The organism is Amycolatopsis sp. NPDC051373, from assembly GCF_040689465.1.
Taxonomy (GTDB): Bacteria; Actinomycetota; Actinomycetes; order Mycobacteriales; family Pseudonocardiaceae; genus Amycolatopsis.
Genome location: NZ_JBFBAE010000014.1, coordinates 130,554 through 149,143, shown reverse-complemented (window position 1 = coordinate 149,143; position 18,590 = coordinate 130,554). Strand labels below are relative to the sequence as shown.

Annotated in this window: 18 protein-coding genes, 1 pseudogene and 1 riboswitch; of the genes and pseudogenes, 5 read left to right on the top strand and 14 right to left on the bottom strand. The window is 68.8% G+C overall.

The window, feature by feature from the left end; genetic code table 11:
* Positions 1-27 precede the first annotated feature (27 nt).
* The 8 genes from AB0383_RS26650 to AB0383_RS26615 all read right to left on the bottom strand — a co-directional run bounded on the left by AB0383_RS26650 (position 28) and on the right by AB0383_RS26615 (position 7,968).
* Positions 28-504 carry a MarR family transcriptional regulator gene (locus AB0383_RS26650; protein WP_366188815.1) on the bottom strand — a complete coding sequence of 159 codons (477 nt, stop codon included), beginning with the start codon at positions 502-504 and terminating at the stop codon, positions 28-30.
* A gap of 27 nt (positions 505-531) precedes the next feature.
* Positions 532-2,367 (bottom strand): asparagine synthase (glutamine-hydrolyzing), encoded by a 1,836-nt coding sequence (gene asnB / locus AB0383_RS26645; RefSeq protein WP_366188814.1) that lies wholly within the window; start codon positions 2,365-2,367, stop codon positions 532-534.
* A gap of 163 nt (positions 2,368-2,530) precedes the next feature.
* On the bottom strand, positions 2,531-3,121 hold the full coding sequence (locus AB0383_RS26640) for a TetR/AcrR family transcriptional regulator (RefSeq protein WP_220243583.1): 591 nt from the start codon (positions 3,119-3,121) through the stop codon (positions 2,531-2,533).
* Between the two features lie 22 nt (positions 3,122-3,143).
* Positions 3,144-4,448, bottom strand: coding sequence for an ABC transporter substrate-binding protein (locus AB0383_RS26635; protein ID WP_364184601.1), 1,305 nt, complete (start codon positions 4,446-4,448; stop codon positions 3,144-3,146).
* Positions 4,445-5,515 carry a branched-chain amino acid ABC transporter permease gene (locus tag AB0383_RS26630; protein WP_366188813.1) on the bottom strand — a complete coding sequence of 357 codons (1,071 nt, stop codon included), beginning with the start codon at positions 5,513-5,515 and terminating at the stop codon, positions 4,445-4,447. The genes AB0383_RS26635 and AB0383_RS26630 overlap by 4 nt, the downstream gene beginning before the upstream one ends.
* Positions 5,512-6,390, bottom strand: a complete 879-nt coding sequence (locus tag AB0383_RS26625) for a branched-chain amino acid ABC transporter permease (protein ID WP_326565514.1) — start codon at positions 6,388-6,390, stop codon at positions 5,512-5,514. Before AB0383_RS26625 ends, AB0383_RS26630 begins: the two co-directional genes overlap by 4 nt.
* Positions 6,390-7,097, bottom strand: a complete 708-nt coding sequence (locus tag AB0383_RS26620) for an ABC transporter ATP-binding protein (RefSeq protein WP_366188812.1) — start codon at positions 7,095-7,097, stop codon at positions 6,390-6,392. Before AB0383_RS26620 ends, AB0383_RS26625 begins: the two co-directional genes overlap by 1 nt.
* Positions 7,090-7,968: an ABC transporter ATP-binding protein gene (locus tag AB0383_RS26615; protein WP_364184594.1), complete on the bottom strand. Its 879-nt coding sequence runs from the start codon at positions 7,966-7,968 to the stop codon at positions 7,090-7,092. The genes AB0383_RS26620 and AB0383_RS26615 overlap by 8 nt, the downstream gene beginning before the upstream one ends.
* A gap of 66 nt (positions 7,969-8,034) precedes the next feature.
* Between AB0383_RS26615 and AB0383_RS26610 the strand changes: the two genes are divergently transcribed.
* A complete protein-coding gene (locus tag AB0383_RS26610; protein WP_366188811.1) occupies positions 8,035-10,245 on the top strand; it encodes a DUF6351 family protein in 2,211 nt (736 codons plus the stop codon).
* 58 nt (positions 10,246-10,303) lie between these two features.
* Here AB0383_RS26610 and AB0383_RS26605 read toward each other — a convergent pair whose 3' ends face one another.
* The gene (locus tag AB0383_RS26605) at positions 10,304-11,389 is read right to left on the bottom strand and encodes a 5-aminoimidazole-4-carboxamide ribonucleotide transformylase (protein WP_366188810.1); all 1,086 of its coding nucleotides are present in this window, start codon (positions 11,387-11,389) and stop codon (positions 10,304-10,306) included.
* A 27-nt stretch (positions 11,390-11,416) separates the two neighbouring features.
* Positions 11,417-11,496: riboswitch (ZMP/ZTP riboswitch) on the bottom strand.
* Between the two features lie 21 nt (positions 11,497-11,517).
* Positions 11,518-13,068 carry an alpha/beta hydrolase domain-containing protein gene (locus AB0383_RS26600; RefSeq protein WP_366188809.1) on the bottom strand — a complete coding sequence of 517 codons (1,551 nt, stop codon included), beginning with the start codon at positions 13,066-13,068 and terminating at the stop codon, positions 11,518-11,520.
* 456 nt (positions 13,069-13,524) lie between these two features.
* On the opposite strand from AB0383_RS26600, the pseudogene AB0383_RS26595 reads away from it, so the two are divergent.
* A pseudogene (locus AB0383_RS26595) lies at positions 13,525-13,569 on the top strand (hypothetical protein); the annotation flags it as partial.
* Between the two features lie 37 nt (positions 13,570-13,606).
* Here the strand turns inward: AB0383_RS26595 and AB0383_RS26590 are convergent.
* Positions 13,607-13,963 carry an oleate hydratase gene (locus tag AB0383_RS26590; protein ID WP_366188808.1) on the bottom strand — a complete coding sequence of 119 codons (357 nt, stop codon included), beginning with the start codon at positions 13,961-13,963 and terminating at the stop codon, positions 13,607-13,609.
* Between AB0383_RS26590 and AB0383_RS26585 the strand changes: the two genes are divergently transcribed.
* Positions 13,947-14,333 carry an oleate hydratase gene (locus AB0383_RS26585; RefSeq protein WP_366188807.1) on the top strand — a complete coding sequence of 129 codons (387 nt, stop codon included), beginning with the start codon at positions 13,947-13,949 and terminating at the stop codon, positions 14,331-14,333. The two genes, AB0383_RS26590 and AB0383_RS26585, sit on opposite strands and share 17 nt — an antisense overlap.
* Positions 14,334-14,443: 110 nt before the next feature.
* Here the strand turns inward: AB0383_RS26585 and AB0383_RS26580 are convergent, their stop codons facing one another.
* A complete protein-coding gene (locus AB0383_RS26580; RefSeq protein ID WP_366188806.1) occupies positions 14,444-14,698 on the bottom strand; it encodes a hypothetical protein in 255 nt (84 codons plus the stop codon).
* Between the two features lie 47 nt (positions 14,699-14,745).
* Between AB0383_RS26580 and AB0383_RS26575 the strand changes: the two genes are divergently transcribed.
* Positions 14,746-15,927, top strand: coding sequence for an alpha/beta hydrolase (locus AB0383_RS26575; protein ID WP_366188805.1), 1,182 nt, complete (start codon positions 14,746-14,748; stop codon positions 15,925-15,927).
* A 51-nt stretch (positions 15,928-15,978) separates the two neighbouring features.
* Here AB0383_RS26575 and AB0383_RS26570 read toward each other — a convergent pair whose 3' ends face one another.
* The gene (locus tag AB0383_RS26570) at positions 15,979-16,386 is read right to left on the bottom strand and encodes a YbjN domain-containing protein (RefSeq protein WP_220243591.1); all 408 of its coding nucleotides are present in this window, start codon (positions 16,384-16,386) and stop codon (positions 15,979-15,981) included.
* Positions 16,387-16,510: 124 nt separating this feature from the next.
* On the opposite strand from AB0383_RS26570, the gene AB0383_RS26565 reads away from it, so the two are divergent.
* A complete protein-coding gene (locus tag AB0383_RS26565; protein WP_366188804.1) occupies positions 16,511-17,062 on the top strand; it encodes a dihydrofolate reductase family protein in 552 nt (183 codons plus the stop codon).
* Here the strand turns inward: AB0383_RS26565 and AB0383_RS26560 are convergent.
* Entirely contained in the window at positions 17,059-18,450 is a 1,392-nt protein-coding gene (locus AB0383_RS26560) for an aspartate aminotransferase family protein (protein ID WP_364184572.1), read from the bottom strand. The genes AB0383_RS26565 and AB0383_RS26560 overlap by 4 nt on opposite strands.
* Between the last annotated feature and the right edge of the window lie 140 nt (positions 18,451-18,590).

Here is an 18,590-nt window from a genome sequence, read left to right as displayed (position 1 = left end):
CCCGTGAGAACGCAGCATCTCACGCAACTATTGCGGGTCGCGAGAAATTTGTCGAATGTCAATTTCCGCGCCGTCGGTCATCCGGCGCAGCACGGCGCCCGCCTTGAGCAGCAGTTCGACCTCGTCCTGCTCGAGGTCGCCGAACCGCTCCACGAGCACTCGCGACTCGTCGCGCACCACCGCGCCGAGCCGGCGCCGGCCCTGCTGGGTGAGGTGCACGTAGCTCACGCGCTTGTCGCCGGCGTCGGCCGCGCGCGCGACGAAGCCGGCCTCCTCCATGGCGTGCACGACCTTCGTGGCCGTGGGCTGGGAACAGCCGACCTCCTCGGCGAGCGCGCCGATGCGCAGGGGTCCGGAGCGGGCCAGCTTGGCGAGCACCAGCAGCTGCGTGCGCGGCAGATTGTCGGGTGGCGCCGCCCGGTGCAGCTCGCGTAGCAGCCGGTACAGCGACAGCACGAACTGGAACGCCTCGTCGGCGTCGACGTCCGGCGACTCGCCCACCATGGCCCGCTCCTCACCCTCGTGGTCACCTCACCGGATGCGCAGCTCCGGTGAGTACAGATCGAACCAGGTCGCGAAGTTCAGCACACGCTCCACGAGTGGCCGGAGGAAGGGCACGGTGTCCTCCCGGGCAAGCAGGCCCACGAGCAGGCCGCGGTCGAACAGGTCGAACACGGGGTGTGCCGGCGCGGCCAGCAGGTCGCCGACCTGGTCGCGCAGGGCTTCGAGGTACTTCGGGTCCTGCGTCGACGGGTACGGGCTTTTCACCCGTTCGGCCACCGACACCGGCAGCACATCGCGGGCCGCCGCGCGCAGCAGGCTCTTCTCGCGGCCGTCGAACGTCTTGGTCGTCCAAGGTGTGTTGTAGACGTACTCGACGAGCCGGTGGTCGCAGAACGGCACGCGCACCTCGAGGCCGGTGGCCATGCTCAGCCGGTCCTTGCGGTCGAGCAGGATGCGCACGAACCGCGTGAGGTGCAGGTAGCCGATCACGCGCATGCGACGCTCGTGCTCGGTCTCGCCGGGCCGCGTGCCGGCTTCCGCGACCGCGGCCGAGTAGGAGTCCCGCAGGTGCGTGGCAAGGTCCAAAGAAGACCGCACACCCTCGGCGAAGATCCGGCTCACCCCGCGTTCGCCCGACTGCAGCCGCCGCGCGAGCCACGGGAAGGTGTCAGCCTGCTGCACCTCCGGGTCGTGGAACCACGCGTAACCACCGAAGACCTCGTCGGCCGATTCACCGGACAACGCGACGGTGGAGCGCTCGCGGATCGCACGGAACAGCAGGTACAGCGAGCCGTCCATGTCTCCCAGCCCCGTCGGCAGGTCGCGAGCGCGCACCACGGCGCGGCGCACGGCCGGGTCGGCGAGCTCCGCCGAGTCGAGCACGATGTCCTGGTGCATCGAGCCCACGTGCTCGTGGACATCACGCACGTACGGCGCGTCCGGAGTGGACCGCAACGCGTCCGGCACGAAGTTGTCTTCCTGCCCCACGAAGTCCACGGCGAAGCTGCGCACCCGCTCGTCCTGGTCGGCCAGCTGCCGCGCGGCCAGCGCGGTGATGACACTGGAGTCGAGACCGCCCGAGAGCAGCACGCAGCGCGGCACATCGGCCACGAGCTGGCGGCGCACGATGTCGTCGAGCAGCTCGCGAACGTGCTGCACGGTCACGCCGATGTCGTCGGTGTGCTCGGCCGGCTGCAGCTGCCAGTAGCGGCGCACCTTCAGGCCGGTGCGGTCCAGGGTCACGACGGTGCCGGGCTCGACCTCGCGCATGCCCGCCCACACGGCCTGGCCGGGGTTCTTGGTGAACGACAAGAGCTCACGCAGGCCGTCCGTCTCCACGACGGGCCGGATCTCGGGGTGCGCGAGGATCGCCTTGGGCTCGGAGCCGAACAGCAGCCCGTCGCCGTGCGGCGAGTAGTACAGCGGCTTGATGCCCATCCGGTCACGGATCAGGACCAGGCGCTCCTCGCGCGGGTCCCAGATCCCGAACGCGTACATGCCGTTGAGGCGCTCGGCCAGGCCGGTGCCCCATTCCAGGTAGCCGCGCAGGACCACCTCGGTGTCGCTGTTGGTGGTGAAGCGGTGTCCGCGCGCCTGCAGCTCCGCGCGCAGCTCGGCGAAGTTGTAGACCTCACCGCTGTAGGTCAGCGCGACGGTGCCGCCGGCCTCGGCCGTCATCGGCTGCGTGCCCAGCTCGAGGTCGATGATGGCCAGGCGCCGGTGGCCGAAGGCCACGTGACGGTCGAACCACATCCCGCTCGCGTCCGGCCCGCGGCACGCCATGGTGGCGGTCATGGCCGCCACCGTCTCCCGCTCGGCCGCCAGGTCGCGGCCGTAGTCCACCCATCCCGTGATCCCGCACATGTCCAGCCCCCGGAACCTTCAGAGAGAAACATTCATAGGGAATGAAACTGGTTTACGGGTGCGGGCGCCACCCGGACGAACCGGACTTGCGCGTGCCGATCCGACCGGGACGCCGACGTTTGCGCTGCTTGAGCGAGCGTGGGACCGAGAGGGGTGACCTGCGTCACGAAGTGGGGTAGAGGCGGCCCATCAGCTCGAGGACCTCCTCGATCATCTGCCCCGCCTTCGCCTTCGACCCAGCGGCCGCGACCTCGCGGCCCGCCTCGGTCGACATCGCGGTGAGCGAGAGCACGAGCATGTCCGAAAGCGGCCGGGTGTGGCCGTTGACCAGCGTGGCGTTGGCCGTGAGCCACTCCCGGAACCGCTCGCGCGTGAGCAGGCCGAAGCCCGCCGGGCCATTGCCGGACAGGAACAGCCGGGCGAGCTTGCGCTCCTGCCAGCACCCTTCGAGGTAGGCGCGCGCTCCGGAGATGTAGAGCCGGAGCGCGTCCTCCTCGCCCTGCGCCAGCGCCGTGCGGAACGCCTTGGCGGACCGGTGCTGCTGGCGGCGGTTGTATTCGTTGTAGAGCGTGATGTACAGATCGGACTTCGCGACGAAGTGGTGATACAGGCTGCCGATGCTGGCGCCGGCCCGTTCGGCGATGGCGGCCATGCTCGCCTGCTCGTACCCCGACGCGGTGAAGACCTCACCGGCCGCCTCGAGCAGCGCCGCGCGGGTCGCTTGCGCCCGCTTGCTCCCTGTCGCCTCCGTCATGGCGTGATTGTGCCGGACGGACTCACGCCGCGGGGATGCCGTTGGCCGGAGCCGGAGGTTGCGGTTGCGTGTAGGGGGTCACGGGACCGTCACCGTCGTCCGTGGTGAGCGGCGTCCCGGACGGCACCTGCTTGCCGTCCTTGATGGTCGCGATCTGCCCGCCGGTGTAGCCGGCGTGCGAATCGGCGCCGTAGCGGAACGGCACCAGGCCCGGCCCGGTGAGGCCGCCCTTCTTCAGCGCGTCGACCACGCCCTGGCGCGTCGGGTTCTGCCCGGCGCGGGCGAGCGCCTGTGTGAACGTGTAGGCGTAGGCCATGGCGTAGTAAACGTTGCCGTCGAAGGGCACATTCGGGATGTACTGGTCGTGGATCTTCTTGAACAGCGCGGTCCACGAGTTGCTCGTGTCGTCGAGCGGCGGCAGGTAGGCCGAGGTGACCAGGCCTTCGATCAGGTCCTGGCCCTTCACCGACGAACCCGCCTGCTTGGCGAAGTTCTCCAGCAGCCCCGACACCGTGATCGGGTCGGCGCCCACACTGGACGCGACGAGCGTCGGCGAGTAACCGAGCTTCAGCGACGTCAGCTTGAACAACGCGGTGTAGGCCGGGATCGCCTCGAGCACCACGACGTCGGCCTTCGACGCCGCGATCGCCGACACTTGCGCGGCCACGTCGGTGTTGCCCGGCTGGTACGGCTGGCGCGAGACGACGAGGCTCTGGTCGATGTACTTGTCGAGGCCCTTCATGCCGTCGCGGCCGAAGTCGTCGTCCTGGTAGAAGTACGCGACCTTCTTGCCGGCCAGGTTCTTCTTCACGTAGTCGCCGAGGATCTTGCCCTCCACCGTGTAGTCCGGCTGCCAGCCGAACGTGTAGGGGTTCTTCTGCGGCTGGTCCCAGCACGTGCAGCCGGACGCGACGAACAGGTCGGGCACGCGCGAGGAGTTGAGGAAGTCGACAACCTTCGTGTGCGTCGGTGTGCCGAGCGAGCCGACGATCGCGAACACCTTGTCCTGCAACACGAGCTGCTTGGTCAGCGTGACGGTCTGGGCCGGGTTGTAGGCGTCGTCGAGGTACTTGAGGGTGATCTTGCGGCCGTTGATGCCACCGTTGGCGTTGACGTAGTCGAAGAACGCCTTCGCGGCCGGGCCCTGCTCGCTGTAGCCCGGCGCGGCCGTGCCCGTGAGCGGGATGGTGGACCCGATGGTGACGGTGTCGGCGGTGATGCCGGGTGTCGACTCGGCGGCGTCGTCACCCGAGGCGCAGGCGGTGGCGGTGAGGGCGACCACCGCGGCCAGGGCGACCGCGACGGATACTGGTCGGCGTACGGTCATCTTCTCGTCTCCTGACGGGTCTGGAGTGGACGGACGAAACGAGCCTTGAGCAGGGCGCCGAGTTTGCGGACCCCCGACTGGATGCCGCCGGGGAACGCGATGATCACCACGATCAGCACCAGCCCGTAGAGCACGAGCGGGATGTTCGCGTAGATCGCGCGGGGCAGGTCGGCCTGCTGCGCGAGGTCGGCGGTCCAGTTGGGCAGCAGGGTCACGATCACCGCGCCGTACACCGCGCCGGCGAGGCTGCCGAGCCCGCCGAGCACGGCCGCGGTGAGCAGGGACAGGGAAAGTGACAGCGTGAACGCCCCGGGCGCAGCCAGGCTGTTGACGATCGCGAACAGCCCGCCCGCCAAGCCCGCGAACGCCGCGCTGATGCCGAAGGTGACGATCTGCGTGCGGGCCACGTGCACGCCCGACAGCGCGGCGGCCTGCTCGTCTTCGCGCACCAGCCGCATGTCCCGGCCGATGCGGCTGCGCGTGAGGTTGGCGAGCAGGAACAACGTGAGCACCAGGCACAGGCCGCAGATCCAGGCCTGCCAGCGTTCGAGCGGAAAGGTCTCGCCGAGGGAAAGCGGCGGCGGGTCGGAGGTCACGATAAGGCCGTTGGCGCCGCCGAGCAGGTCGCGCAGGCCGTGGTAGTCGGCCAGCGACGGCAGGCCGACGGCGAGCGCGAGCGTCGCACCCGCCAGGTACGGCCCGCGCAACCGCGCCGCCGCGACGCCGACGAGCGAACCCAGCGCGCCGCCGACGACCACCGAACCGAGCAGCACGAGCACGATCGGCCAGTCGAGGTGTTCCAGCAGCAGCGCCGTGGTGTAGGCGCCGACGGCAACGAACGCGCCGTGGCCCAGGGAGATCTGGCCGGACAGTCCGGAGAGGACGGTCAGGCCCGCCGTCGCGATGGCGGTGTAGCAGATCTGGGCGAACTGCAGGTTCGCGAACGAGTCGAGCGAGGTCGTGACGAAGTACAGCACGATCAGGCCCAGCACCGAGAGCGTCAGGTGGCGGACCAGCGTGGACCGCTGCCAGACGCGGACCGGTGCCGCCGCGGCGAGCGCCGTCATACCCGCCTTCCCTTCGTCGAACCGAACAGCCCTTGCGGACGCAGCATCAGCACCCCGATGAGGACGACGAGCGAGGCCAGCGTGACGATGTCGGACCCGAGGTAGCCGGCCACGTAGCTGAGCACGATGCCGAGCGCGAGCCCGCCGACGACGGCGCCCGGCGGGCTGTCGAGGCCGCCGATCACCGCCGCGGTGAAGCCGAACACCAGTACCGCGTCGAACGCCGTGGGGCTCACGAACGTGCTGGGCGCGACGAGCACACCGGCGATCGCGCCGACCGCCGCGGCCAGGGCCCAGCCGACCGTGAGCATCCGCCCGACGCGCACGCCGAGCAGGCGCGCGACTTCCGGCGCGAAGGCCGAGGCCCGCATCCGCAGGCCGAGGTTCGTCTTGCGGAACACCAGCGCCAGCACGGCCATCACGACGAGGACCACGAGCACGATCCACAGGTCGTTGGGTGCGAACAGCAGCTGGCGGTCGCCCGCCTTGAACCCCGCGATTCCGAACGCCGGCGGGTACGAGCGCGGGGTGCCACCGAAGAGCATCCCGGCCACGCCCTGCAGCAGCACGAGCAGGCCGAAGGTGACCACCACCGCGTCGAGCGGCGATCTCTTCTCCACCGGCCGCACGAGCACGCGTTCCACCACGGCGCCGAGGACCAGTCCACTGAGGACGGCCACGATCAGCGCCAGCCAGTACGAGCCACCGTGGGAGACGATCGTGTAGGCGATGAACGTGGTGATCATCAGCATGCCGCCCTGCGCGAAGTTCACGATCCGCGTGGAGCGCCAGATCAGCACGAGCGCCAGCGCGACGGCCGAGTACACGGCCCCGCTGGTGAGCCCGGCGAGGGTCAGGTCGAGGAAGCGGCCCATCACACCTCCAGGTAGGCGCGGCGCACGCGGTCGTCGGCCGCGAGGGTGTCGGCGGTGTCGTCGGCGACCTTGCGGCCGAGGTGCAGGACTACGGCCCGGTCGGCGACCGACAGCGCGGTCGCCGCGTTCTGCTCCACCAGCAGCAGCGTGAGGCCGTTCTCCTCGCGCAGTGTCCGCAGCACGGCCACGATCCGGGCCGAAACCCGTGGTGCGAGGCCGAGTGACGGTTCGTCGAGCAGGAGCAGCTCGGGCCGGCTCATCAGCGCGCGGCCGATGGCGAGCATCTGGCGTTCACCGCCGGAAAGCGCTTCCGCGCGCTGGTGGCGGCGTTCGGCCAACGGGGGGAACAGGTCGTACATCTCGCCGGTGCCCGAGCGCAGCCAGTGCCGGTCTCGCCGCCACAGGCCGCCGAGGCGCAGATTCTCCTCCACCGTCAGCTCGGCGATCACGCCGCGGCGCTCGGGCACGTGCGCGACCCCGAGGCGCACGAGATCTTCGGGCGCCAGGCGGGTGATGTCGTGGCCGTCGAGCTGCACGGCGCCGTCGCGCGGGCGGTGCAGACCACTGAGCGCGCGCAGCAACGTGGTCTTGCCGGCGCCGTTGGAGCCCAGCACGGCGGTGATGGATCCCTGCTCCACCACCAGGTCGACATGGTCGAGCGCCCGCACCGGCCCGTAGTCCACGACGAGCCCGCTGACGTCAAGCATGCGCACCGCCTTCTCCCGCGACGGCCGCCACGGGGTCGCCCAGATAAGCTCGCTGCACCTGCGGGTCGGCTCGCACCTGCGCCGGCGTGCCGCGCGCGATGACTTCGCCGAAGTCGAGCACCACCAGCCGGTCGCACAGGTTCATCACGAAGTCCATGTGGTGCTCGACGAGCATCACGGTGGTGGCCGGCGCCAGGCCGCGGACGATGTCGGCCAGCTCTCCCACCTCTGTCGCCGACAGGCCGGCCGCCGGTTCGTCGAGCAGCAGCAACCGGGGCTCGCTCACCAGGGCGCGCGCGAGGGCGACGCGTTTGCGCACCCCGTAGGGCAACCCAGCGCAGATCCGCCCCGCGTCACCGTCGATCCCGAGCTCGCGCAGCACCTCCATGGCGCGGCCGGCGAGGGCTCGCTCGTCGCGGTCGGCCCAGGGCGACGCGAGCAGCGCGCCGCCGAGGCTCGTGCGCGAGCGGTGCGTGGCGCCCGCGACCACGTTGTCCAGCACAGTCAATCCCGCGAACAGACCGAGGCCTTGCAACGTGCGGGCGATGCCGTGGCGGGTGAGCCGCTCGGGCCTGGGCCGCTCGAGGGCGTGGCCGGCGAAGGTGATCGTGCCGGAGTCGGGCCGCACGAACCCGCAGATCGTGTTGAACAGCGTGGTCTTGCCCGCGCCGTTCGGGCCGATGACGCCGAGCACGCACCCGGCGTGAACCTCCAGCGAAACCTGCCTGAGCACCTCGAGCCCGCCGAAGGAGACACAGAGTCCCTCAGCGCGCAGGAGTACAGGATCCTCGACCACGCTCACCCCACCGCCTCGTTGCAGTGACACCGGCAAAGCAGAATCCGATTCGGACGCGACGAACAGTACAGTCATCTCCCTTGCTTGCCCAGACCTGTTATCGGGCCGAGTTCGCGGTTACCGAAGCTTGATCCGGCTCGTTTGATCAACTCGGGTGGCCGAATGTTGTTCTGGCTAAGTAACGCGTGCTATACCCGGCACTTGCGTGGCACCGCACCCGAGCGGTGCCGTGAGCAACGAGGTGCGAAGTTGAGAAACCGTACTTGGCGCTCGACCGCGGTAGTGGCCGCTCTGGCCGTGCCGATCCTCCTCACCACAGCGGCGACCTCGGCCGTCGCGCAACCGGATCACCACTCCCGGTTGGGAATCACGACCGTCTCCAACCCGCGGCCCGATCTGGTCAGCGGAGGCCAGGTCCTGGTCAGAGTCACGCCGCCGGACGCGCACTCCGGTGTTCGTGTCTCGGCCGGCGGCCATGACGTCACGCGGGCCTTCCACGCCGAGTCCGACGGGAGCCTGCTCGGGCTCGTCACCGGACTGCGCGACGGCTCGACCGACCTGGTCGCGACGGCCGGGCATGATCGCGCGAGCGTGCGCGTGGTGAACCATTCGATCACCGGTCCCGTGTTCTCGGGACCGCAGCAGAAGCCGTTCTACTGCGAGACCACCGCGTACGGCCTGCCCCCGGCGACCATGCCGCTGTGCAGCGCCCCAACACAGGTTACCTACCAGTACAAGAACACCGCCGGGAAGTTCGTGGCCTTGGCCGACCCGGCGAGCCGCCCGGCCGACCTGGCTTTCGCGACCGGCGGCGCGCCCTACATCGTCCGGGTGGAACGCGGCACGATCGACCGCGCGGTGTACGAGATCGCCGCCCTGGCTTCCGGGCCGGCCACCCCGTCACCGTTCGCTGCCACTCCGGGCTGGAACGGCAAGCTGGTCTACACCTTCGGCGGCGGCTGCAACTCCGGCTACCACCAGGGCGCCGGCACCGGTGGCGTGGTCAACGACCTGTTCCTCTCCCAGGGCTACGCGGTCGCGTCGTCGAGCCTGAACGTGCTCGACAACAACTGCAGCCCGATCATCTCGGCCGAGGCCGCGATGATGGTGAAGGAACACTTCATCGAGACCTACGGCCCCGTCCAGCACACCATCGGCTGGGGCGGTTCCGGCGGCGCGATCCAGCAGTACGACATCGCCGAGAACTACCCCGGCATCGTCGACGGCATCATCCCCGGGGTGTCCTTTCCTGACCCGATCACCACGGCCGGGCCGGTGGCAGACTGCCGGTTGCTGAACCGGTACTTCTCTTCAGCTTCGTTTACGGATGCCCAAAAGCTCGCCGTAGCGGGCTGGAACTCGTACTCGAGCTGCCTCTCGTGGGACGCCACCTTCGCCAGCCGTGCGACCGCCACGGACAGCTGCAACTCGGCCATCCCCGTCGACGTGCGGTGGGATCCAGTGACGAACCCGCATGGCGTGATCTGCAATTCCAACGAGCAGTTCGCGAACCAACTGGGGCGCGACCCGCGCACGGGGTTCGTGCGGAACACGCTGGACAACGTGGGAGTGCAGTACGGGTTGGACGCGTTGAAGGCGGGTGCGATTTCGGCGGCGCAGTTCGTGTCGCTGAACGCCTCGATCGGCGGGCTGGACTACACGGGCAAGCCGGTGGCCGCGCGGTCTTCGGCCGACCCGAAGGCCCTGGATGCTTTGTACCGCGACGACATTTTCAACACAGCGTCGCAGGGCCTGGCGTCGACGCCGATCATCGATCAGCGCACGGACCTCGACCTGGCGGGTGCGGGGAACGACATCCACACTTCGGAGTGGTCGTTCGTGCTGCGGCAGCGGTTGCTCGCCGCGAATGGGACTGCGGCCAATCAGGTGATCATCGCCAACCACCCGACGGCTGCGGAGCAGGCCGCCGCGAGCGCGTATGAGCTGGATGCGATGGACCGCTGGCTGACGGCGATCGACCGGGATCACTCGGGTCGGAGTGCTGCTTCTCGCGTCATTGCCAACCGACCGCACGACCTTTCGGACGGTTGCTACCTCTCCGCAACCCAGCGCGTGCAGGAAAAGCTGACCGACCCGTCGTCGGGCCAGTGCGGTGCGCTGTACCCGGTCGCCGAGAACACCCGCATGGCGGCGGGTGAGGGCCTGGCCATGGACGTGCTGAAGTGCCAGACGAAGCCGCTGGACTTCGGCTCGTACCCGGTCAAGTTCACTTTCGCCGAGAAGGCCACCCTCCGGGCAACCTTCCCGACCGGCGTCTGCGACTACCACCGCAACGGCGTCGGCGAGCGCAAACCCGCCGGCGTGTGGCGAAACTACGGAAGCCGCGCGTAAGCACTGCTCGAAAACGGCTCCTCGCCAGGGTTCCCGCCCTCGCGAGGAGCCGTTCTCGTCAGTGGTGGAACAGGCGCAACCCGGTGTGGGTCAAGCTCATGCCGTGCCGCGCGCACGCGTCGGCGACATCCGGGGAACGCGTGGAGCCGCCAGGTTCGACCACGTGACTGATGCCGATCGTGGCGGCGTGCTCGATGTTGTCGCGGAACGGCAGGAGCCCGTCGGACACGAGGGTCGCGCGGCTGGCCCACGGCCCAGGGTCGGGCAGAACTAACGGGAAACCTGGGAAAAGCTCGGTGAACTCCACTTCCTGGGCCGGCGTGAGTCGGCCCTCGGCGAGGCGGATCTGCCAGTTGAGGCGATCCTGCCGGGACATGCCGGGGACGCGGGGCAGCGTGCGCACCACGGGGTGCCGGCGCAGCCACCAGGTGCGGGCCTTGCCGACGGCGAGGCGGACGCAGTCGACGCGGTTCTGCTGCCCGGCGCCGATGCCGAGGGGCATCCCGTCGCCGACGACCGCGACGGAGTTGGACTGCGTGTGGCGAAGGGTGGCCACGCCGAGCAGGGCGTCGCTCGGGAGCCCAGGCAGGAACGGCGCACGGTCGCGGCGCTGCGCGACAACGACACCGTGGACGTCGCGGCGCTCGCACTCGGGTGGCTCGTACGCCGGATCTGCTTCCAGGACCAGGAAAGTGCCGGATTTCTTGCGCACGAGCACTTCCAGCGTGCCGGGCTCGAAGCCGGGCGCGATCACGGCGTCGGAGATCACCTGCGACAGCAGGTCGGCCAGCTCCGCGTCGACGGGCGCGGAAACAGCGACGACGTCACCGAAGCCGGACTTCGGATCGGCGTCGCGGGCGCGCACGTAAGCGCCGGTGAGCGGGCCGGGTTCGGTGACGCGCCAGGTTTCCCGAATCACGTCGTCCAGCCCGCCGGCCGAGGCCACACCCGCGGGAGACACGTGTTTGAACGACGCCGCGACCACGGCCCCGGTGGCGGCCGAGGCCGTGCGAACGAGCTGCCACGCGTTGAGCGCGTCGAGCAGGTTGATGAAGGACGGGGTACCGGCGCGGACCCGTAACGGTCCGTCGTCCAGTACCCAGGCGGGTTGGTGGGGATGCGTGCCGTAACGCAGGTCGATCACGCGAAGCGCTCCTCAGTGCCGGGCACCGAGGAGCCCCCAGGCGGACGACGCTCCCATTGCTCGCGCTCCCCGGTGGTGACCCACCCTCGCCAGTCGCGCGGGGGCAGGCTACCACCGGGGAACGTCCGTCAGAACAGCTTGCGCTTCGCAGCCTGGTTGATCAGCGTGCGACCGTCCTCCGGGAGAAGGAAACGCTGGGTCTCCAACCGCTGCACGACGTCAGCCACCTGCTGCCGGTAGTCGTTGTTGTTGTAGTACAACGACTTCAGCTGCGCAGCGTCGAAGTCGCGGTGGGTGCCGTACAGGACGCAGAACGAAGACAACGGGTTGTCGAGGTTGGCGGGGGAGTTGATGCCGTCGTTGAGGCCTGTGGGGACTTCCACGTCGGGCAGGCGGATGCCGCCCTGGGCGATGCCGTTGGCGTCGCGGGCGATGTCAGCGGGTGGGCCCGGGTCGATCAAAGCCAGCGGCGCAGCGCGGCGCGGCGGGACGCCGCGGCTGACCCACTTGTCGAGGGCGTCGTAGGCGGCGTGGAAGACCGTCCAGGATTCGACCTGGCTCGGGCCGGGGTTGGTGCAGGAGAAGGGAGCCTGCTCGCCGAACTCGCGGGACTGGATGGCGCCGAGGGTGGTGCGGAAGTCGTTCGGGTCGGTGCCGGTCGAGTAGGCGGGCACGTGCGAGGCGCCGGCGATTTCCCAGGTGCGCAGGGAATCGCTGTCGGGCACGGTCTTGCTCGGCACGCCGGCGCCGCGGTAGACGTCGTTTTCGGTGTAGACGCGGATGGCCTTGGTGCCGACGCCGTCGCGCGGGGGCAAGGAGCTGTCGGACAGCGCGAAGAGGAAGCCGTCGTAGACGTGGCGCAGGGGCTGCACGGTGTTGTAGTACACGCCGAGGTAGCGGCCGGACTGCGACGCGCCGCCGGCGTACACGCGGTCGATGCCGAGGTCGGCCAGCGGGTTCTTCTTGCCGCGGCCCTTGAGCAGCTGCGCGATCTGCGTGTAGATGTCGAACGACTGCGAGTCGTCGAGCACGGCGCCGCCGTTGGTGACGTCGAGCGAGCCGTAGCGCTGCGGGCTCCACTGGGTGAGGCCCAGGCCGGCGGTCCCGCCGGTGGTGGCGCCGTTGACGCCGACGCGCTGCACCGAAGCGCCTACCCACGTCCAGCCGTTGCGGACGTAGTAGTCGGCGCTCGTGCCCCACTCGGTGTCGATGTCGTGCCCGGCGGTCACGTTCTGCCAGTCGACCACCGCGACGCCGGCCGACTTCGCGGGCTTCACCGGGCGCCGCACCACGATCCGGGTCGTGTACGGCGTGGTGCCCAGGGGGATGGCTGCCTGCTTCTGCTCGTCGACGGTCGGGTTCGGGTTGTACCGCGTGGCGGTGCCGGAGATGAAGAACTCCTCCTCCTCGTAGCCGGCCTTCTTCAGGTCGTACGGCGTCGAGTAGAAGACGTAGTCGTGCGCAGAATCCCCAGGTTTGCCCTGCGCGGGGATGGGACCGGTGATCTTCGCCGGGCCGTTGCCCGGGGCGAAGGTCGGGGGCTTCGGCGGCGGGGCCTTCGCAGCAGGAGCGGCAGGAGCGGCAGGAGCGGCGAGCGCCGGCGTCGCGGCGAGCAAGAGGGTGAGCGGTGCCAGGAGGATGGTGGTTCGCAGTCTTCGTTGAGTGCGGTTTCCGGACATGTACGTCCCTTCACGAGGGTGACAGCCTCTTTCCGGCGCCAGCCAGTGAACGCCCGCTTAGTGAGCGATGTCAAGAATCTGATTCGGTTTTGACCGCCGGCCACGGCCGCGCCGGCACCGAGGCGCGCGGACACCCACCACCCGGACCGGCGAACACTCTCCGTCACCCGAACAGGTGCAGCCCGTCGCAGGGCCCGGAACCCCTGTTATGTTTCGAAGGGAAGCGTGCTTACTTCCGAGCCCATTCCCGCGGCGTTTTCGCCGCCTTCACTGAAAACAATTCAAGTTCCTCCCCGTGGCCATAACGGCGAGTTGAAACCTGTCATTTTCCGGGGAGCGCTTGGTCGGAGGAATCCTCGAGCTCGCCAAGTGCGTGTCGACGCCGGAAAGACTCCTGGACGGCAAGCGGATCTCCGACTGCTTCCACCTGAGTTCTTCACCACGAACTTCTGGTACATGTGGTGCACGACGTTCGCGTTCGAGCCCTGGCACAGCGCGATCGAGTTCCGCCGGTACCTCAACCGGTTCGTCCACCTGTTCAAGACCTTCGACACGATGTCGCCGCCAGCGTGCGCCACAGCTTCCACGCGTCCGCCGAACGGGTGGTGTGCAGCGTCGGGGGCGTGGTGGTCGAGCCCAGCGTGGAGTCGGCAGTCATCGAGCCGTCGGTGACGAAGACGAACTCGTCGGGTCCGAGGGCGATCTGCTCGGTGGCGCCGTTGCGGGTCCAGTGCAGTGCCTGGACGGTGACCTCGGAACCGGCGGCGAACGCGAGGTCAGTCACGGTCGTGCCGAGCTGGATGGTGACTCCCTGTGCGTCGAGCCAAGCCAGCAGGGGGCGAACGATCGAGTCGTACTGGTTGAACTTCGTTCGGTAGATGCCCGGCACGACCATGGCCGAGAGCTCCGGGCGCGACATCCTCGCCGAGGTACTGGGCTACCTGCACTACGACGTCCGCGACCGGATCCTCGACAGCTCCATCGTGCTGCCGGCGACCATGCCGTACATCACCAGCCAGTTCCTGGTCCGCAAGACCGGCGACCGCCCGCAGGTCGTCCCGCCGGGCTCCACCAACCTGGCCTTCATCGGCCAGTACGCCGAGGTCCCGGACGACGTCGTCTTCACCGTCGAGTACTCCGTCCGCACCGCGTGGACGGCCGTCGCACAGCTCCTGCGCCTGGACCGGCAGCCGCCGGCCGTCTACAAGGGACAGCACAACCCCAAGGTGCTCGTGGAAGCGCTCGAGACGCTGCACCGCCGCTGACGCCCTGGCTCGCCGAGCTCCCCCGGTACGACCGGGGGACTCGGCGAACCCCTCCTCACCGGGCCAGGACGACGTTCTTCTGGCAAGATCCACGCCCGAACGGTTGATCTTCACCACCGGAAGGCGTGGCGCATGGCCCTGGGCCGGAAACTGACCGTCGTCACCGCGGCGGCCACCACTCTCGCGGCCCTGCTCGCCGCCCCGGCCGGCGCCGCGCGCGAGACCGTCGACTGGAAACCGTGCCCCACCGCCGCCGGCGTCGACTGCGGCACGGTCACCGTCCCGATCGACTGGGCGAATCCCGGCGACGGCACGATCCAGCTCGCCCTCGCGCGGCGCAAGGCCACCGACCCCGCCCACCGCATCGGCTCCATCCTCATGGATCCCGGCGGCCCGGGCGGCGAGGGCGCGGGTGAGGTGCAGGACGGCTGGACCCCTGTCGCCGGCCATCACCGCCCGCTTCGACACCGTGGGTTTCGACCCGCGCGGCGTCGGGCAGAGCAGCCCCGTGCGCTGCGGCCTCACCGAGGTCACGGCCCCGAACCCGCAGCTGCCGAAGAGCGTCGCCGAGTTCCGCCAGCTCACCGCCCGCAACGAGGCCCTCGGCACGAGCTGCGCCAAGACCACCGGACCGCTCGCCTCGCACGTCGACACCACGAGCGTCGCCCACGACATCGACGCCATCCGCGCCGCACTCGGCGAAAGCAAGCTGACGTACTACGGCACTTCCTACGGCACGCTCATGGGCCAGGAATACGCCGAGGCCTATCCCGGCCGCGTCCGTGCGCTGGTGCTCGACGGCACGATGGACCACTCCGTGCGCAGCACCTGGGCGTTCCTGAGCTCGCAGACTCGCGCCACGCAGGAGATGTTCGACCAGTTCGCCCACTGGTGCGCCACCACCCCGTCCTGCGCTCTGCACGGGCAGGACGTCCGCTCGGTCATGGCCCAGCTCTACACCCGCGCCGAACACGGCAACCTCGGCACTCCCGACGACTCCCTCGACCCGGTCGCGCTGATGGGCATGATCACCCACGCCTTCTACGGCCCCGACTGGTCCGGCCTCGCCACGAGCATGGTCAACCTGCGCGACGGCAAACCCGCCGAGTCCGCGTTCGGCGACATCACCGTGCCGACCTCGTTCAGCAGCATCTTCTGCTCCGACTGGCGCCTGCCCGTCAGCGGCTACGGCGAGCTCGAAACCTTCCGCCGCTCCCTCAGCGCGATCGCCCCGGACATCCGGTTCTCACCCCTGGCCTGGACCTCCGCCACCGGCTGCCTCGGCTGGCCCGGCACCGTCCGCGACCCCCAACGCGCGCCCGGCTTCCTGGGCAACCTGCCCGTTCTCCTGCTGAACAGCCGCTACGACCCCGCCACGCCGTACTCCTGGGCCCAGCACGTCTCCCGCCAAACCGGCGCACCCCTGCTGACCTACGACGGCTGGGGTCACAGCGCGTACTTCAAGAACAGCGACTGCATGGTGTCGGCCACGGACAAGTTCCTCATCGACGGCGTGCTTCCCGCCCGCGGAACCCACTGCGCCGCGGTGACTCCTGGTCCGTCGAAGTCCAGAATGGACGGACCTGCCTACTGAACCGAGAAGGGCCTCCCAGGTTTCCCGGGGAGGCCCTTCTCGGTTTACAGGTCAGTAATCGTCACGTCCGGTGAACTGCTGCTCCAGCAACTCCGCCGACCCCGCCACCAGCTCCAACGGGTCCGTGAACTCGTTGATGTCGAGGTTCACCAACGGCAACGAATGCCGCAGGACGACGTGCTCCCCCATCACCACGATCCCCCCGACGACGAGCGTGTGCCCCACCTCGGTCAGCACGTCGAGGAGGTCCACCTCGTCCACCCGCGCGAACGGCGTCGCGATCTGCACCCAGTCTTCCTTCTTGTCGAAGACCTCGTGCGCGACCACGACCACCTGCGCGCGCCCGGTCGTCTCCGCATCCTCCCCGAACGCCATGCGAATCCGCACCTCGTCGGGCTCCTCCCGGATCACCCGGTACTCCTGCCTCATGAACGCGACCAGATCGGCCCATCCCGCCACGCGGCTTCCTCCGTTTCGTGAGTGAACAGGGGAAAGCGTAGTGAAGGCGGGCACGCGCGGCTCGCCTTGCGCAAACTGTCCGCTTTGCGTAGTTCGGCAGCCCGTCCGCCGCTATTCTGACTCCATGCGACCCTTGCGGTACACCATCAACGTCACCCTCGACGGCTGCGTCGACCACCGCGCCATCGAGCCCGACACCGACACCCATCAGCACGCGACGGCCGCCCTGCGCCGCGCCGACGCCCTGCTCTTCGGCCGCGTCACTTACGAAATGATGGAAGCAGCCTGGGGCCCGCACGCGGACATGGCGGCGATGCCGGCGTGGACGCGGCCGTTCCACGAGGTGATTGACCCGGCGAAGAAGTACGTCGTGTCAAGCACGTTGGCCGCCGTGGACTGGAACGCCGAACTGATCACCGGCGACCTCGCCGACTCCGTGCGGCGCCTGAAAGCCGAGCCGGGCGAGGGCCTCTACGTCGGCGGCGTGAGGTTGCCACTGGCCTTGGCCGAGCTGGGCCTGATCGACGAGTACGAGTTCCTGGTTCACCCGAGAATCGCCGGCTACGGCCCGAAGCTGTTCGAAGGCCTGCCCACCCCGCTCGACCTGCGTCTGGTGAACCGCCACGAGTTCGGCTCCGGCGCCGTGGCCCTGACCTACGAACCCAAGACGACTTAGAGCAGCTTCCACGCTCCCGTCAGCGCCTCGCGGAGGATCTGCTCCATCTCGTCGAATTCCCTCTGCCCGCAGATCAGCGGCGGCGACAGCTGGATCACCGGCTCGGCACGGTCGTCGGCTCGGCAGTACAAACCAGCTTCGAAAAGGGCGTCGGAGAGATAGCCGCGAAGAACGCGCTCTGATTCCTCAGCCGTGAAGGTCTCCTTCGTGGACTTGTCCTTCACCAGTTCAATACCGTAGAAGAAGCCCGCACCGCGGACGTCACCGACGATGGGGAGATCCAGCAGGCGGTCGAGGGTGCCGCGGAACACTGTCTCCTGGGTGAGGACGTGGCCGTAAAGATCCTCCCGCTCCATGAGGTCCAGGTTCGCCAACGCGACAGCACACGAAACCGGATGACCACCATACGTAGAGCCGTGCATGAACGTCGTGGATCCAGTCTCAAAAGGCTCCATCAGACGATCACTGGCCAGCACGGCACCCAGCGGGGCATACCCAGACGTCAGCCCCTTGGCCGTCGTGATGATGTCGGGCTGATACCCATACCGCTTGGCCGCGAAGTCATACCCGACCCGACCGAACGCACAGATCACCTCGTCCGAAACCAGCAACACATCATGCCGGTCACAGATCTCGCGAACCCGCTCGAAGTACCCAGGCGGCGGAACAAAACACCCACCAGTGTTCTGCACCGGCTCCAGAAACACCGCGGCGACCGTGTCCGCACCTTCGAACTCGATCGCCTGCTCGATCTGATCAGCAGCCCACCGGCCATAAGCCGCATAGTCATCAGCATGCTCGGGAGCACGGTAGAAATTCGTGTTCGGCACCCGCACCGTACTGGGCACCAACGGTTCGAAGTCCGCCTTCGCACCAGGGATGCCCGTGATCGACAGCGCCCCCTGAGAAGTGCCGTGATACGCGAGCGCGCGGCTGATCACCTTGTGCTTGGTCGGTTTCCCGACGATCTTGAAGTACTGCTTGGCCAACTTCCACGCCGTCTCCACGGACTCACCACCGCTGACAGTGAAGAAGACCCGGTTCAGATCCCCAGGCGCGGCAGCCGTCAGACGCTCGGCCAACTCGATCGCCGGCGGATGCGCATGGCCCCACAACGGGAAGTACGCGAGCTGCTTCGTCTGCCGAGCAGCCGCCTCCGCCAGCTCATCGCGACCATGACCAACCTGCACCGCGAACAACCCGGCAAGCCCGTCGAGGTAACGCTTCCCACGGGAGTCCCAGATATAGGCACCTTCCCCGCGCACGATCACGGGGACCTCGGCGGAGTCAAAGCCCGAGTGGCGCGTGAAGTGCAGCCAGAGGTTGTCGCGCGCGGACTCGGCCAAGGCAGTCGCGGGGGCGGCGTTGGGGTCGGCGGTGGTGGTCATGGCTCCTCGCAAGCGGGCCTCGAAGTGCCGGGCACGCATGGCGGCGCGAACCGGCCGGACCTCTTCGTTATCGCACGAGCCCGCCACTCAACGCAAGCGTATCGGTTGCCGAACGGAGTAACCTCGACTAATTCTAGGCC

Coding starts and splice junctions, on each gene's coding strand:
- AB0383_RS26650 (WP_366188815.1), bottom strand. CDS start 504: ATGGTGGGCGAGTCGCCGGACGTCGACGCCGACGAGGCGTTCCAGTTC.
- asnB (WP_366188814.1), bottom strand. CDS start 2,367: ATGTGCGGGATCACGGGATGGGTGGACTACGGCCGCGACCTGGCGGCC.
- AB0383_RS26640 (WP_220243583.1), bottom strand. CDS start 3,121: ATGACGGAGGCGACAGGGAGCAAGCGGGCGCAAGCGACCCGCGCGGCG.
- AB0383_RS26635 (WP_364184601.1), bottom strand. CDS start 4,448: ATGACCGTACGCCGACCAGTATCCGTCGCGGTCGCCCTGGCCGCGGTG.
- AB0383_RS26630 (WP_366188813.1), bottom strand. CDS start 5,515: ATGACGGCGCTCGCCGCGGCGGCACCGGTCCGCGTCTGGCAGCGGTCC.
- AB0383_RS26625 (WP_326565514.1), bottom strand. CDS start 6,390: ATGGGCCGCTTCCTCGACCTGACCCTCGCCGGGCTCACCAGCGGGGCC.
- AB0383_RS26620 (WP_366188812.1), bottom strand. CDS start 7,097: ATGCTTGACGTCAGCGGGCTCGTCGTGGACTACGGGCCGGTGCGGGCG.
- AB0383_RS26615 (WP_364184594.1), bottom strand. CDS start 7,968: ATGACTGTACTGTTCGTCGCGTCCGAATCGGATTCTGCTTTGCCGGTG.
- AB0383_RS26600 (WP_366188809.1), bottom strand. CDS start 13,068: ATGTCCGGAAACCGCACTCAACGAAGACTGCGAACCACCATCCTCCTG.
- AB0383_RS26585 (WP_366188807.1), top strand. CDS start 13,947: ATGCCCGGCACGACCATGGCCGAGAGCTCCGGGCGCGACATCCTCGCC.
- AB0383_RS26590 (WP_366188808.1), bottom strand. CDS start 13,963: ATGGTCGTGCCGGGCATCTACCGAACGAAGTTCAACCAGTACGACTCG.
- AB0383_RS26580 (WP_366188806.1), bottom strand. CDS start 14,698: ATGCGGTGGGCGGGGTCGGTGGCCTTGCGCCGCGCGAGGGCGAGCTGG.
- AB0383_RS26565 (WP_366188804.1), top strand. CDS start 16,511: ATGCGACCCTTGCGGTACACCATCAACGTCACCCTCGACGGCTGCGTC.
- AB0383_RS26560 (WP_364184572.1), bottom strand. CDS start 18,450: ATGACCACCACCGCCGACCCCAACGCCGCCCCCGCGACTGCCTTGGCC.